Below are 13,851 nucleotides of genomic sequence, written 5' to 3'. Positions count from 1 at the left end.
GACCAGTATAATCAGCGCTTTGCGACACGATGTCATATTGGTTTCGATCAAGCTCGCGCAGAACTACAAATGATGTTTAAAGCAAACTAGTGGGTAACGTTCATAAGAAAAGGAAACTCCCATTTACACAAAATTATTGACGGTCCCACACTTTCAAAAAAAAGATTGATTTTTCTAAAACAATAATTTATTATAATCTTATTAACTAGTTAAAGCGTTTTCATTAAATCGATTAATAAAATAATTAAATCTATCTATCAAGGCGTGTTACTGTTCGGCAGGCAAGACCTAGATTAGGTGGAATTCATTAGTACGTGAATTTCACTTAATCCAGGTCTTTTTTTGTTGTCTATTACTGGAAGAAGGTGGAGTTAGAAATGAATTATAAAACTTTAGCTCAGTCAATACTCAAACATGTTGGCGGAAAGGACAACGTTCAAGATGCCATTCATTGTATGACAAGATTAAGATTAACACTAAAAAATCCTTCTTTAGCAAATTCTGAAGAAATTAGCAATCTTGAAGGAGTTATCAAAGTAGCAAGTACACCAGGACAGTATCAAATTATAATTGGAAGTAACGTTGGATATGTCTACAAGGAATTTGCTAAGCTTGTGGACGTTGTACCAGAATCAGATTCAAATATTGAAACAATGAAAGATAACAGTTTAAAAGGATATTTTAATCGGTTCGCAAACTTAATTACTGGTATATTTGCTCCAATTATTCCTGCTATTGCGGGGGCAGGGATGTTGAAGGCTCTCTTAGTTCTACTACCAATGCTCAACCTTATGAAAGAAGATAGTCAAACATATCTGTTATTAAAAATCATTTCGGACGCTGCTTTTTTCTTTTTGCCAATGTTATTGGCTTATACGAGTTCTCAAAAGTTTGGTACAAATCCAATGGTTTCAATTACCTTAGCAGGAGTGCTATTGCACCCAAATCTAACGACACTATTTAATAGTGGAGAATCTGTATTATTCGCTGGAATACCAGTAAAAGCTGTTTCATACGGAGCTTCCGTTATTCCTATCATTCTTGTCGTTTGGCTTATGTCTTATGTAGAAAAACTTGCTGAAAAGGTATCGCCGGGACCAGTAAAAATATTTTTAGCGCCATTAATCACCATGATTATTGTCGCTCCAATTGCATTAATAGTATTAGGCCCTCTTGGAATGTACCTTGGGGCAGGATTAGCAGCAGGAGTGTTATGGATCCACCAAACAGCAGGTTGGGCAGCTGTCGCTCTTCTCGCAGTATTCTTACCATTTATTATTATGTTTGGGATGCAAAAGGTCTTCTATCCAGTTGTCATTGCTTCCTTGGCTTCACCAGGATACGATTCTCTTATTGGTGTAGCTATGCTTGTATCAAATATGGCACAAGGTGCAGGATCATTGGCAGTATCATTTAAAACAAAAGACCCTAAATTAAAACAAATTGCACTATCTGGTGGAATTTCAGCACTATTTGGTATAACTGAGCCTGCTTTATATGGCGTTCATTTAAAGCTTAAGAAAACTTTATTCGCTTGTATGATTGGGGCAGGAATATCAGGTATTATCGTGGGAATTGTAAAATTAAAAGCTTTTGTTATGGTTTCACCAGGAATTGCAACGATGCCTATTTTTATTGAAAAAGGAACATCAAACTTTACGTATGCTGTTATTGGGGCAATAATTTCTATAGCGATCACGTTTGCAATGGTGTACCTAATTGGTTTTGATGATGTAAATGTAAAAGACGATAAACAAAAAGATATGAATTTAGACGAGGAAAAAATACAAAGTACATTGAATAGAAAAGTGATTTACTCACCAATCAAAGGAGACGTAATCCCTTTAAAACATGTACAAGACAAGGTGTTTTCAGAAGAGGTAATGGGAAAAGGAATGGCTATCAAACCTATTGAAGGTAAAGTAGTAGCTCCGTTTGATGGAACGGTTGAAATGGTTTTCCATACAAAACATGCAATTGGCCTAAAATCTGCCCTTGGTGTAGAAGTTCTCATTCATATTGGAATTGATACGGTGAACTTAAATGGTCAATATTTTACTTCTCACGTACAAGGTGGGGACCATATAAAACAAGGCCAACTATTGATTGATTTTGATTTAGAAAACATTCAAAAAGCTGGTTATGATACAACAACTCCGGTTGTGATTACAAATTCAGCTGACTATCTGGAAATTCTTTCACAGGAAGAAAAGGTAGAGCGTGTTTCTGATAAACAGCAGCCACTATTAACTATTTTATGAAGATAGATTTTTAATGTAATCAGGAAGGTGAGACTGTAATGAAAATTGTTAAAGTGCTGAATACCAGTGTGGTTCTGGCAAAAAGAGATGATGAAAAAGAAGTCATTGTTATGGGGAAAGGTATTGGCTTTAAAAATAGGCCTGGACATATTATTAATGAGGCAGAAGCAGAAAAAATATACGTGCCGGAAAATAAAAGTACATCGAATGATTTAGTAGAGATAATGAAAGAAACCCCAAAAGAATACTTGATCTTAACGGATGAAATTATCTCATACGCAAAAGTTCGGTTATCTAAGCACTTAAATGAGCATCTTTATATTTCTTTAACAGATCACCTTTTTATGGCTACAAAGCGCTTCAAAGAGAATTTGACTATACAAAATCGGCTCCTTTGGGAAGTGAAAAAATTTTATCCAGAAGAATTTAGTATTGGTTTGCATGCGCTAGATTTAATAGAAAGGCAAATCCGACTTCAATTACCTGAAGAAGAAGCAGCGAATATTGCTTTCCATCTAGTAAATGCACAGCAAAATGAAGATAATTCAAACCACATATTACTAATGACAAATACGGTTAAGGACATTCTAAACATTATTAAATTTCACTATAAGGTTGATATTCCTACGGATACTATCAATTTTTCTAGGTTTCTTACACACCTGCAATTTTTTGTAGAACGTTTACTTGATAATAAGATGTTAAGCACGAGTGATAATGATCTACTTGACCAAATTAACCGAAAGTACCCACAGGAAGTCAAGTGTGTTGAAAAAATTCAAAAATATATTCGTACCAATTTTGACTACACGATTTCTAACGACGAAAAAATGTATTTAATTATTCACATTAATAGAGTTGTATCGAGAACTAACGAAAAACCAATAGGGGGATAAAGCATGTCTAACAATATTAGAAAGTTTCCAGAAGGTTTCTTATGGGGAGGAGCAATAGCAGCAAACCAAGCAGAAGGAGCATGGAATGTTGATGGAAAGGGTTTATCAACTGCTGATGTTGCTGTTTTCAAAAAAGGAGTCAGTAAATCAGATTACAAAAAGCATAATAAAGTAGATGAAGAACAAATACAAAACGCGATGAGTTCAAAGAGCACTGAGGAATATCCAAAGCGCAGAGGAATTGACTTTTATAATCGTTATCGTGAAGACATGGCACTTTTTAAAGAAATGGGATTAAAAACATTACGTGTATCCATTGCTTGGACTCGTATTTTTCCTAATGGTGATGAAGAACAACCCAACGAGGCGGGCTTAGAATTTTACGACCGTTTATTCGATGAAATGCATAAAAAGGGTATAGAGCCATTAGTTACCTTATCTCATTACGAAATGCCACTATACTTAGTTAATAAATATGGGGGCTGGTCGAATCGAATTGTAGCTGATTACTTTGTGAAATTTAGTAAAGTTGTTTTTACTAGATATAAAGAAAAGGTGAAATATTGGCTTACTTTTAATGAGATTGATAGTATTGTCCGTCATCCATTTACAAGTGGTGGAATTGTATCCGAACGCTTTGAGAATGTAGAACAGACGGTATATCAAGCGTTACATCATCAATTTATTGCTAGTGCTTTAGCCGTAAAATATTGTCACGAAATCATTCCAGGCTCACAAATAGGTTGTATGTTGACCAAGCTAATGACGTATCCATATTCTTGTAATCCTAAAGATGTCCTTAAAGCTTCTAAAAACAATCAGTACAATCATTTCTTTACAGATGTTCAAGTACGTGGTGAATATCCACGTTTTATCAGTCGTTTATTCAAAGAGAAGAAAGTTAAGATCGATAAGCAAGAGGGCGACGATGAATTACTAAAGGTACACACTGTGGATTTTATCTCTTTTAGTTATTACAACTCACTTGTAGCTACTGAAAACAGTGAAGGAATGGAAACAGTTAGTGGAAATACAATAGGAGGTGTAAAAAACCCTTATCTAGAAGTCAGTGAATGGGGTTGGCAGATTGACCCAATTGGGTTGCGTATTGCTTTAAATGATTTATATGATCGATATCAGATACCACTATTTATTGTTGAAAATGGGCTCGGAGCTCATGATAAGATTGACGAAAATGGTGATATTCAAGATGATTACCGTATAAATTATCATGAGCAACACTTAGAACAAATGCTAGAAGCCATTGAAGATGGAGTGGAGTTAATGGGTTACACAAGCTGGGGAATCATTGATTTAATTAGCTATTCATCATCTGAGATGGAAAAAAGATATGGTTTTATTTACGTAGACCAAGATAACGATGGAAATGGAACACTAAATAGAATCCCAAAGAAAAGTTTTTATTGGTACAAAGATGTGATTAAGAAAAATGGAATAATATATAAAGAAAAAGAACAGTTAGTTCCCTAAGTAAAGAGGAAGTGGAGAATCTCCACTTCCTCTTTATGTTTTTCTCATTTATCTTTGCAAAACCTTTTAGCAAAAGTAGTGAAAAAGTTCATATTTGTTGTCAGTGAGAGTAAATGATAAAAGATTTATTTTTATAAACATGATCACCTTTTTTCAAAGTTGTAACACTTTGACCCACACTTTCAATAATTCCTGATCCTTCGTGACCTAGTACAGCTGGAAAGGGTGCAAGGGCTGCATCACGAGCAACTGCATCTGTATGGCATACACCTGTAGCCACAATCTTCACTAATACCTCATTTTCTTTTGGAGTAGCTAGATTCACATGTTCAATCTTAAAATTCTCTCCTTGCTTATGTGTTACAGCTGCCTTGATTTTCATAGAAAAACTATACTCCTTATTCAAAATATTTAAAGTGAAAGACAAAGATTCTTGATTCTTTTATTATATTTAAAACGGATAATTTCTTGGATTGTTCTGTATAGATATCCATTTGGCATTTGTAAACTCCTCAAGCGCCCAACGTCCTCCATATCGTCCTAAACCAGAAGATTTTATTCCTCCAAAAGGTACCATGCTTTCATCATTTACACTTTGATCATTTACATGAGCCATGCCACTTTCAATCTGCCTTGCTATTTTACGACCTTTCTCAATGTCTTTTGTGAAAATTCCAGCACTTAGACCATAAGCTGTATCATTTGCAAATTTAATCACCTCTTCTTCATTATCAAAAGGAATAATAGTAGCGATTGGACCGAATATCTCACTTTGAGCAATCTTCATATCATTTGATACATCGGCAAAGACAAATGGAGTAACTACATTTCCCTCTATAGTTCCTTCTAGAACTATAGTAGCTCCTTCTTGTTTAGCTATTTGAACCAGATCCCTTACCTTGTGAACTTGCTTTTCATTAATGAGTGGACCAATAATAACAGAAGGATCTTCAGGATTTCCAAAAGGTAATTTAGACACTCTTTCTACAAATCTCTCAACAAATTCTTTGTAAAGGCTACGATGAACTAACATTCGATTAATAATCATGCAAACTTGTCCTTGGTGAAGGAACTTTCCAAATACAGCTGCATTTACTGCTTCTTCAATATTAGCGTCTTCCAAGACAATAAAAGGATTATTACCACCCAATTCTAAAGCGACTTTCTTTAAAATAGTCACTTTCTCAGTTGAAGGAACTTTTAACCATGATTTTTGAGCTTCTTTCGCAATTTCGTACGCTTCATTTACATCTACTTCATTTGCTAATGTTACTTCAGCTAGTACCTCATTATTAAAGGGATTATGAATGGTACCTTTCTTTTTAGACGAACCAACTTCCCAACTACCTCCAATAAATTGATTAACTGCTTTAATTAATATGTTGTTCATGTGATATACCCCATTTTCTTTTAGAATAAAAAAAGCATGACATTACTATTTTATTTCTCATTTTTTATACAAGCTAATACTTGTTTTATATAAATTTAATACTTAATAGGTATAATATTAAAACAACATATGATCCACCAAACCTTGGAGTGTATTGTGAAATGTAGGGTTTTATTTCTCGTGGCTACTCTTATAAGAGGGTTTTATGATAGGTGTAGTTTATAAAAGGCAAAGTATATATATACTTTGCCTTTTATGCTAAGGTTTTATAATTTAAAAACATTTTAAGATGTGAATGATATGTTTGATAAAAAATCAGATTGAAAACTAACGGTTAAAAAATTGTAAAAATTCTCTTGTAGAAGCTGATAAGTAGCTATTCCCCCTCCACACTAAGGCAGGTTCTGATATCCATGGACTATCTTGAATTGAAAGGATTTTAAACTCTTTGGTTAGTTTTTTGTTTACCATAGATAATGGTAATATCGTTGCTCCGAATCCCATTTCTACCAGATTTAACAACATAGCAGAATCATGACACTCGCATAGGATATTTGGAGTTAAATTCAACTCCTGGAACGCGTTAATAATTTGATCAAATAACCCAGCTCCTTCTGTAGGACGTAATAGTAACAGAGGAATCTCAGAAATCTTATGGATACTTATAATTTCTTCATTTATTGTGTAATCATTAGGTACAACTAATACACATGGGTCAACCTCCAACTTTTTCATCTCGATATCTTTTTGAGAAAGAGGTCCGCCTGTAATAGCAATATCAATCTGACGATTCTTCAATAAGTTCATCAAATGAGTAGAGTCACCTTCCCAAATGTTAAATTTGATATGTGAGTATTTCCGCCGAAATTCCTTCAAATTAGAAAGTAAAATAGGAGCACAATAAATCGTGGATCCCACTGAGAGTGTTCCACTTATTTCCTCACTGAATTCTTTAACTTCTAGTATTGCTTCTTCCATTCCATGTAATAATTTTTTTGCTTTTTTCAGAAACAATTCTCCTTGAGCAGTTAGGGTTACTTTTTTCTTTTTATTTCTATCAAATAAGACAACACCTAATTCATCTTCCATCATTTTTAATTGTCGACTCAGTGGTGGTTGTGCCATATGTAGATGTTCTGCTGCTTTAGAAATAGTTCCTTGTTCTGCAATAGCTATAAAATAGCGTAACTGCTTAATGTCCATGGTTACCCTCCAGAAATAATTATACCTTTAAGGTATTATATATAAACAATATAGATATTATCAATATAATACACTGAAGAGTATAATCATTTCTAGAGGTAACATTAGACTAACGATAATAGAAAAAAGGAGAAATACAAATGAAAATAATCATAGGAATGTCGGGAGCAACGGGGGCTATTTTTGGTATTCGCCTTTTAGAACTTCTTAAAGAGACGGAAATAGAAACTCATTTAGTGATGTCCTCATGGGCAGCTGCAACAATTCAAGTAGAAACCCCTTATACAGCGAAGGAAGTAGAAGAATTAGCCGACTATACATATTCTTATAAAGATTTAGGAGCCAAAATTTCTAGTGGATCCTTCCAAGTGGATGGCATGATCGTCGCTCCTTGTAGTATGAAAACATTAGCTTCTATTCGTATGGGATTAGCAGATAACCTTGTGACACGTGCAGCTGATGTAATTTTAAAAGAACGAAAAAATCTGTTATTGTTAACACGCGAGACACCTCTTAATGATATTCACCTTGAAAATATGTTGGCGTTATCACGTATGGGAACAATGATTTTCCCTCCGATGCCTGCTTTTTATAATCATCCTGAAAATATTGATGATTTAATTAACCACATTATATACAGAGCATTAGATCAGTTCGACATTCATCTACCAGAAGTGAAAAGATGGGAGGGCATAAAAAAGGGAAAAATAAAAAAATCTTAAATTATTATATGGAAAAGGTTAGTCGTTGAACAAAGAGACTAACCTTTTTATCTGTATATAAATATGTCCATTAAATAGTTAACTAAAGAGAAGGATAATTTATATGCTCATATACTAGAATGTAAGCTTTTTTTAAAATAAGAGACAAACAAATTTGGGAGGATAAAAGATATGCTAGAGTCAAATTCTCAAAAATGGGATGAAGCTAAGTATGTTATTACGATAAATTCTAATAAAATTCATTTACCGGATTCTGAATTCTTTAAATGGTGTCACTCCCTTTATGGCATTAACAAAGGAATTTATAACACTATTGACTTATGGTTTTATGAATCTAATAAACGAGATATATTATCTAGAAGGCGTTGTATTGTTGAATTTTTGACCTTTATCGCTAGCTGTAAAATGAATCGAAATCAGCATCATTCTCTTCGATTTGGACATGGAGGCCTTGTCAAAAAGCTTGAAGAGTTTTTTGACAAACAAGAGTATGAGGAGAATTTAAGGAAAAGAAACCATAATGATTAAAAAAGGCAGCTTTTATAAGTTGCCTTTTTTATTAAATTCCTAATAAGAGAAGTATAAAAAAGTTTCTAACAATTTTATACTGTTTTCTTTCTTCAATTACCTTTATAAAACAAGAAAGTGTATTTCTCATTAAACTGTAGCATCTAATATTATACCTTTAAGGTATATAATAAATACATAATAGATATTTCCAATATTAAAAATAGGAGAGTATACTCGTAATTGTAAGGCAAACAAGCAAATTAAATTAGATTAGATAATACAACGTAGGAGGAATACTTAATGGCTTACAGAGATTTAAGAGAATTTTTAGACTTACTTGAATCAGAGAATCAATTAGTCCGTATTAAAGAAGAGGTTATGCCTGAACCAGATTTAAGTGCGATTGGAAGATCTGCTCCAGACATGGAGAATGCACCCGCAGTTCTTGTGGAAAAAATAAAAGGGTATAAAACACCAGTTGTTTTAAATGTTCATGGGTCATGGCAGAATCATGCTTTAATGCTTAATATGCCAAAGGACACACCAGTTAAAGACCAATTTTTCGAGCTAGAAAAAATTTGGGATAGATATCCTATCAAACCTGTTTGGGTTGATAAAAAAGATGCGCCGGTCAAGGAAGTTGTAATCGAAGACGATATCAATTTATTTGATGTTCTACCATTATTCCGCATTAATGAATTTGACGCTGGATTCTATCTCTCAAAAGCTTTAATTGTAAGTAAAGATCCAAATAAACCAGAGAGTTATGAAGAACAAAATGCTGGTACGTATCGTATTCAAGTTAAAGGTAAAGATAAAGTAGGTATTCAACCACTTCCATTCCACGATATTGCAGTTCATCTGAAACATGCTGAAGAAAAAAATGAACCACTACCAATTGCTATTTGCTTAGGTAACGATCCTGTATTAAGTTTTATGGCTAGTACGCCAATTGAATATGCTCAATCTGAGTATGATTTTGCTGGAGCTCTAAAAGGTGAGCCGATTGAATTAACAAAAAGTGAAAACGGTAATTTAGATATCCCATCACGCAGTGAAATCGTATTAGAAGGTTACATCATGCCTCGTGAAAGAGAAATTGAAGGACCGTTTGGTGAGTTTCCAGGTAGTTATTCAGGCGCTCGCTTACAACCCATTGTTAAAATCACTAAAATTACTCATCGTCAAAATCCTATCTTTGAAAATTTATACTTAGGAATGCCATGGACTGAAATTGACTACTTAATGGCATTAAATACAAGCCTACCATTATACAAACAATTAAAACGTGATTTCCCAGAAGTTGAAGCTGTAAATGCAATGTATACACATGGTATTGGAACCATTGTTTCGACAAAATCTCGTTTTGGTGGATATGGAAAGGGAGTTGCTATGAGATTATTATCTACGCCTCATGGAATGCCTTATACAAAGATTGTAATCATCGTAGACGAATTTGTTGATCCATTTAACTTGGAACAAGTTATGTGGGCTTTAACAACACGAGTTCGTCCAGATAAAGATGTTTTCAAAGTTCCATATGCACCTGGTATGCCACTAGATCCGTCTTCTGAGCCTGCTGGTATGCATACAAAATTAATTATTGATGCTACAACTCCAGTTGCACCTGACTTTGCTCGAGATACTGAATTACTAGCTGTTCCAGAAAAAGCAGAGGAATGGTCAAAAATTCTTCGCGATTTAGTTAAAGAAGGAGGAAATAAATAATGAAATGTCCTAGATGTGAATCTGAAAAAGTAAATCTCTTAACAAAAGCTCCAGTGGATGACGCTTGGGAAGTATATATTTGTGAGACTTGCACCTTGTCATGGAGAAATACAGAAGGTCCTAATATAACTGACCCAGAAAAATATGATAAACGTTTTAAGCTAAACCCTGCTGAATTCAAAGAATTGGATCAAATTCCTCCAATTCCTGAGTTAAAAAAATAATCATTGAAAAAGATCCCTATTCACAAATTAAATAGGGATCTTTTTCAGTCTATCAGAGAGTCTAAAAGGCATGCGTATTAATGGATATGCCTTTTAAGATTTTTTATTTTTATTAATCCTAATTTATTATAGTTAAGTTTACATAAAACCCGTTATCGGCAATCTTTATTTTACTGGCGGAATAATATTAGTAACTAACAGAATAAAAAAGATTAAACCGATTAAGAGGAATAGCAAGGAAGCCTTAAATGCCGGCCCAATTCGAAATCTTAAAGGATCACGCTCTTGAACAATTCCAGTTAGTGCACTATTTTGAGAATCTATGTATTGAGAGACTGCTCCACCTTTACTTGTAAACCAAAAAATGAAAAAAGAACAAGCTATTCCGATAAAAAACATAAGTTCAATGAATCGGATAGATAACTTCTATGATATTAAAAGTGTAATAACAGTCTCAATTACCAAAATCGAAATTGAAATTAAAATACTCTTCTTCATATTGCACCCCTTCTAATATGTAATTAATAAGATATGTATCTCAATTTTAACAAAGTATATCTGATTATTGGATAAATTATTAATTAATACCAAAAATGTATTTATTTAACATAATCACTTTTCCAGGAAGGCGGTTTTCCTGAATGTAAACACAACCACAATGTAAAAAAAGGTCAATTTTATACATATGTTGTAACTTGTTTGAAATAGTCCTGTCATACAGATATGTTATGATTTAGGGGCACTATACAACTAAATAAAGAATATAAGTAACTTAACATTTCATCATTATCAATACACTTTTCAATATACTTAGTCCTCTAATCCTCATCTATTAGAGGGCTATTTGCTTTTTAAGATAAAAGGAGGGACACTTTGCAGTATATACAACAAGAAAAATTACATGCAATTAAAGAAATAATTTTACAGCGAAAAGAAGAGTTAGCTGAAGATAAAAGACTAGATCTTGCAACGTCTCATAATATCTATACAGAGTTGACTATTTTTCGCTTGGACCTTCTTACCACTTATGCCGATTCTCTTTTGTTGGAAAAAGAGGCAGCAAATGAAGTCATGGCACAATGGGGAAACAATATGGCTAATTTATTAGTCAATCATGGACTACCATTAAACCTAGCTTTAGAGGAGATTAGCTATTATCGAGACGTTATTGGAGAAATAATAAAAGAAGAAGCAAAGAATAATGATTTCTCCCTCGATGCTTTTTATCAACTTATTTCTCACTTTAATAGCATTGTAGATAACGCCATCCAATTTGTAAGTAAATCGTATGTAAAAGATTACGGTGAAAAAATAAATTATGCTCAATATGCCATTGATGAATTATCTGTTCCCGTTGTTCGTATGACAGAGGAAATAGGCATCCTTCCTTTAGTAGGTGATTTAGATACCAAACGGGCACAATATTTGATGGAGAATGCTTTAGAGAAAGGAAGCCAATATAAATTAAAATGGCTTATTATTGATTTATCAGCAGTTCCTATTATTGATACGATGGTAGCAGATCAATTGTTTAAAGTAATAGACGGGCTACAGTTAATAGGAATTGAAGTAGTCATCAGTGGGATACGTCCAGAAATCGCTCAAACCATGGTGAACTTAGGAATAAAGGTTGAGGAAATTAGAAGTTTTTCTAGCTTACATCAAGCTGTTCAGTATACGAGTTCATTTACAGGATCTCTAATGTGAATATTTTTATGTATTATGAGCAAACTACTCAAGATGCTGAGAAGTATCTCCAATCTATAATCTCATTAACCTACAGAAAGACTCCCTATTTCCATAGGGAGTCTTTCTGTAGGTTAATTTGTATATGTTATAAATCTGTAGTTACCATAATCGTCCTTATCGGAAATCACATGCAAAGAAACCTTCTATAAGGGGTTTTTATTAGTTTTTCACTAATCCTATTTTGAAGCTAAATTTTCTCTATCTACAGCCTCTGGTGGAATTTCCATCCATCCCTTTTCCATCATGATATTTGATGCATCCTTAACAAAATTTGCTATATTCATTAAAGATCTCCCATAAAGTAATGCTAAATCATGTCTTCCATTTACAGCTAGTGAGTTCCCAAATGCTCGTATTTTCATGGAAAACATATCGACCTTATGAAACAGCATTAGTTTATCCGAAAAAGGTGCGAAAGTTGAAGTTGTGACTAAATGGTCAATAAATTCTGGAGCTGGCAAGTTCTCGCGATGAAGTTTTTCTATGTAATGTTCAACTGCTTTATGCGTAAGGTCTTTTCCTTTTAAAAATATGTCTCTAACTTTTTGGCTTTTGGCAACTTGACTAAAGGCCATGATTAAAGCTTTACTTGTCACGTTGTTTTCAATATTATCGTATAAATGAGCAATTTCTAGCGCGTGTAGAGGACGAACATCTCCAACAAAACCACTCAAATAATCAGTGCTGGCAATTTTCACTTGTTCTGGAGCTGGAATAATAGGTGGTGCAATAATAAGGCTTTTATCCATTAAAATAGTTTTAATTTCTTCCACTAATTCCATGGTCGAGTTCATACAATACGTTAAGAAATCGCGTACATCTTCTCTATACATTAAAGGTATAGCAATACTATAAATGCTAAGTCCTGCTTTTGCTGCATACTTTAAATAATGTACATAAAATTCATCTGCAAATAATCTTGGAGCACCTAAATTAACGTCTTCCTCTGTAAAGCCATGTGGAATAGGTATATTTTCTTTGATAAATATCTGTTTGACGCTACTTTGAAATTCTTCAGTTAATCTTTTCCCATGTTCTACTAGCTTTTTTATGTCTTGATCTTCAACATGTTGTAGAAAATAATTTAGAATACAATTAGACATGCTATTACCCATGTAGGTTGCCCAGAGTTTTCCCATTTCTGGAGCTGTCAATTTTCTATTAGGATTTGATTTTTTTAAGCCTATCTTAATTGGTTTAATTGTTCCCATTTATAGTCTCCTAAGTTTATTTTTCTTGGGCTTGCCTTTTATATGGTTTTTATTCTTCATAACCTGTAAACATTACAAGTCCCTTCAGATCTTTTTTAAGCTATACATGGATTGTTAGGAACAGTTTAGGTTGGTAATGTTAAACTGCTCCTATTTTATTTTTATAAAGTGGGTAAGTTCAATGCTGTATCGATATTATTTAAATCTAAACTAATTTGTTCATTTGTATCCCAAGCATGGTACCATCCTTTTTCCACCATGTATGCAGAAATTTGTTCATGCATATCAAGAGCTTCCACTAAATGGCGAGTGAGCATTTCTTTAATTTCAGGCGTACCGGCCTCCGTAACTGCCATGGCGTAATTTCTAACTCCACTTTTAGCTGCAATCAATAAATCCATTGCAACCACTTGATCCGATAGGGCATTCATGCCAGTTAAATTTTCAATAATTGGATTCATGTTCA

12 protein-coding genes and 1 pseudogene are annotated in these 13,851 nt (G+C 33.6%); 8 read left to right on the top strand and 5 right to left on the bottom strand.

Annotated features, from left to right (window positions below; genetic code table 11):
* The first annotated feature begins 377 nt into the window (after positions 1 to 377).
* The 3 genes from AC1D0Y_RS27095 to AC1D0Y_RS27085 are packed head-to-tail and all read left to right on the top strand — an operon-like array spanning position 378 to position 4,648.
* Positions 378 to 2,261 (top strand): beta-glucoside-specific PTS transporter subunit IIABC, encoded by a 1,884-nt coding sequence (locus AC1D0Y_RS27095; protein ID WP_102813330.1) that lies wholly within the window; start codon positions 378 to 380, stop codon positions 2,259 to 2,261.
* Positions 2,262 to 2,299: 38 nt separating this feature from the next.
* Positions 2,300 to 3,157 carry a BglG family transcription antiterminator LicT gene (gene licT / locus AC1D0Y_RS27090; protein ID WP_060745078.1) on the top strand — a complete coding sequence of 286 codons (858 nt, stop codon included), beginning with the start codon at positions 2,300 to 2,302 and terminating at the stop codon, positions 3,155 to 3,157.
* A 3-nt stretch (positions 3,158 to 3,160) separates the two neighbouring features.
* Entirely contained in the window at positions 3,161 to 4,648 is a 1,488-nt protein-coding gene (locus AC1D0Y_RS27085; protein WP_477708175.1) for a glycoside hydrolase family 1 protein, read from the top strand.
* Between the two features lie 136 nt (positions 4,649 to 4,784).
* Here the strand turns inward: AC1D0Y_RS27085 and AC1D0Y_RS27080 are convergent.
* The 3 genes and pseudogenes from AC1D0Y_RS27080 to AC1D0Y_RS27070 all read right to left on the bottom strand — a co-directional run.
* Positions 4,785 to 5,030: pseudogene (locus tag AC1D0Y_RS27080) on the bottom strand (alcohol dehydrogenase catalytic domain-containing protein); the annotation flags it as partial.
* A 69-nt stretch (positions 5,031 to 5,099) separates the two neighbouring features.
* Entirely contained in the window at positions 5,100 to 6,038 is a 939-nt protein-coding gene (locus AC1D0Y_RS27075) for an aldehyde dehydrogenase family protein (RefSeq protein WP_477708174.1), read from the bottom strand.
* Between the two features lie 327 nt (positions 6,039 to 6,365).
* The gene (locus tag AC1D0Y_RS27070) at positions 6,366 to 7,241 is read right to left on the bottom strand and encodes a LysR family transcriptional regulator (RefSeq protein WP_060745082.1); all 876 of its coding nucleotides are present in this window, start codon (positions 7,239 to 7,241) and stop codon (positions 6,366 to 6,368) included.
* Between the two features lie 140 nt (positions 7,242 to 7,381).
* On the opposite strand from AC1D0Y_RS27070, the gene AC1D0Y_RS27065 reads away from it, so the two are divergent.
* From AC1D0Y_RS27065 to AC1D0Y_RS27045, 5 genes are all read left to right on the top strand, one after another.
* Entirely contained in the window at positions 7,382 to 7,963 is a 582-nt protein-coding gene (locus AC1D0Y_RS27065) for a non-oxidative hydroxyarylic acid decarboxylases subunit B (protein WP_477708173.1), read from the top strand.
* A gap of 171 nt (positions 7,964 to 8,134) precedes the next feature.
* A complete protein-coding gene (locus AC1D0Y_RS27060) occupies positions 8,135 to 8,491 on the top strand; it encodes a hypothetical protein (RefSeq protein WP_258006079.1) in 357 nt (118 codons plus the stop codon).
* Positions 8,492 to 8,773: 282 nt separating this feature from the next.
* Positions 8,774 to 10,201, top strand: coding sequence for a non-oxidative hydroxyarylic acid decarboxylases subunit C (locus AC1D0Y_RS27055; RefSeq protein WP_060745083.1), 1,428 nt, complete (start codon positions 8,774 to 8,776; stop codon positions 10,199 to 10,201).
* Positions 10,201 to 10,425 carry a non-oxidative hydroxyarylic acid decarboxylases subunit D gene (locus tag AC1D0Y_RS27050; RefSeq protein ID WP_060745084.1) on the top strand — a complete coding sequence of 75 codons (225 nt, stop codon included), beginning with the start codon at positions 10,201 to 10,203 and terminating at the stop codon, positions 10,423 to 10,425. Before AC1D0Y_RS27055 ends, AC1D0Y_RS27050 begins: the two co-directional genes overlap by 1 nt.
* A gap of 873 nt (positions 10,426 to 11,298) precedes the next feature.
* Complete coding sequence (locus AC1D0Y_RS27045) at positions 11,299 to 12,132, top strand: STAS domain-containing protein (protein ID WP_060745085.1); 834 nt, start codon at positions 11,299 to 11,301, stop codon at positions 12,130 to 12,132.
* 218 nt (positions 12,133 to 12,350) lie between these two features.
* Here the strand turns inward: AC1D0Y_RS27045 and AC1D0Y_RS27040 are convergent, their stop codons facing one another.
* Together AC1D0Y_RS27040 and AC1D0Y_RS27035 are read right to left on the bottom strand one after the other, a co-directional pair.
* Complete coding sequence (locus tag AC1D0Y_RS27040; protein ID WP_060747512.1) at positions 12,351 to 13,385, bottom strand: DUF3231 family protein; 1,035 nt, start codon at positions 13,383 to 13,385, stop codon at positions 12,351 to 12,353.
* Between the two features lie 161 nt (positions 13,386 to 13,546).
* Positions 13,547 to 13,846 carry a spore coat protein gene (locus tag AC1D0Y_RS27035; RefSeq protein ID WP_060747511.1) on the bottom strand — a complete coding sequence of 100 codons (300 nt, stop codon included), beginning with the start codon at positions 13,844 to 13,846 and terminating at the stop codon, positions 13,547 to 13,549.
* Positions 13,847 to 13,851: the final 5 nt, after the last annotated feature.

It is taken from the genome of Priestia sp. P1_B12_1, from assembly GCF_056406695.1.
Note: the sequence above shows the minus strand (reverse complement) of the source record. Positions and strands in the feature narration are given on the sequence as shown.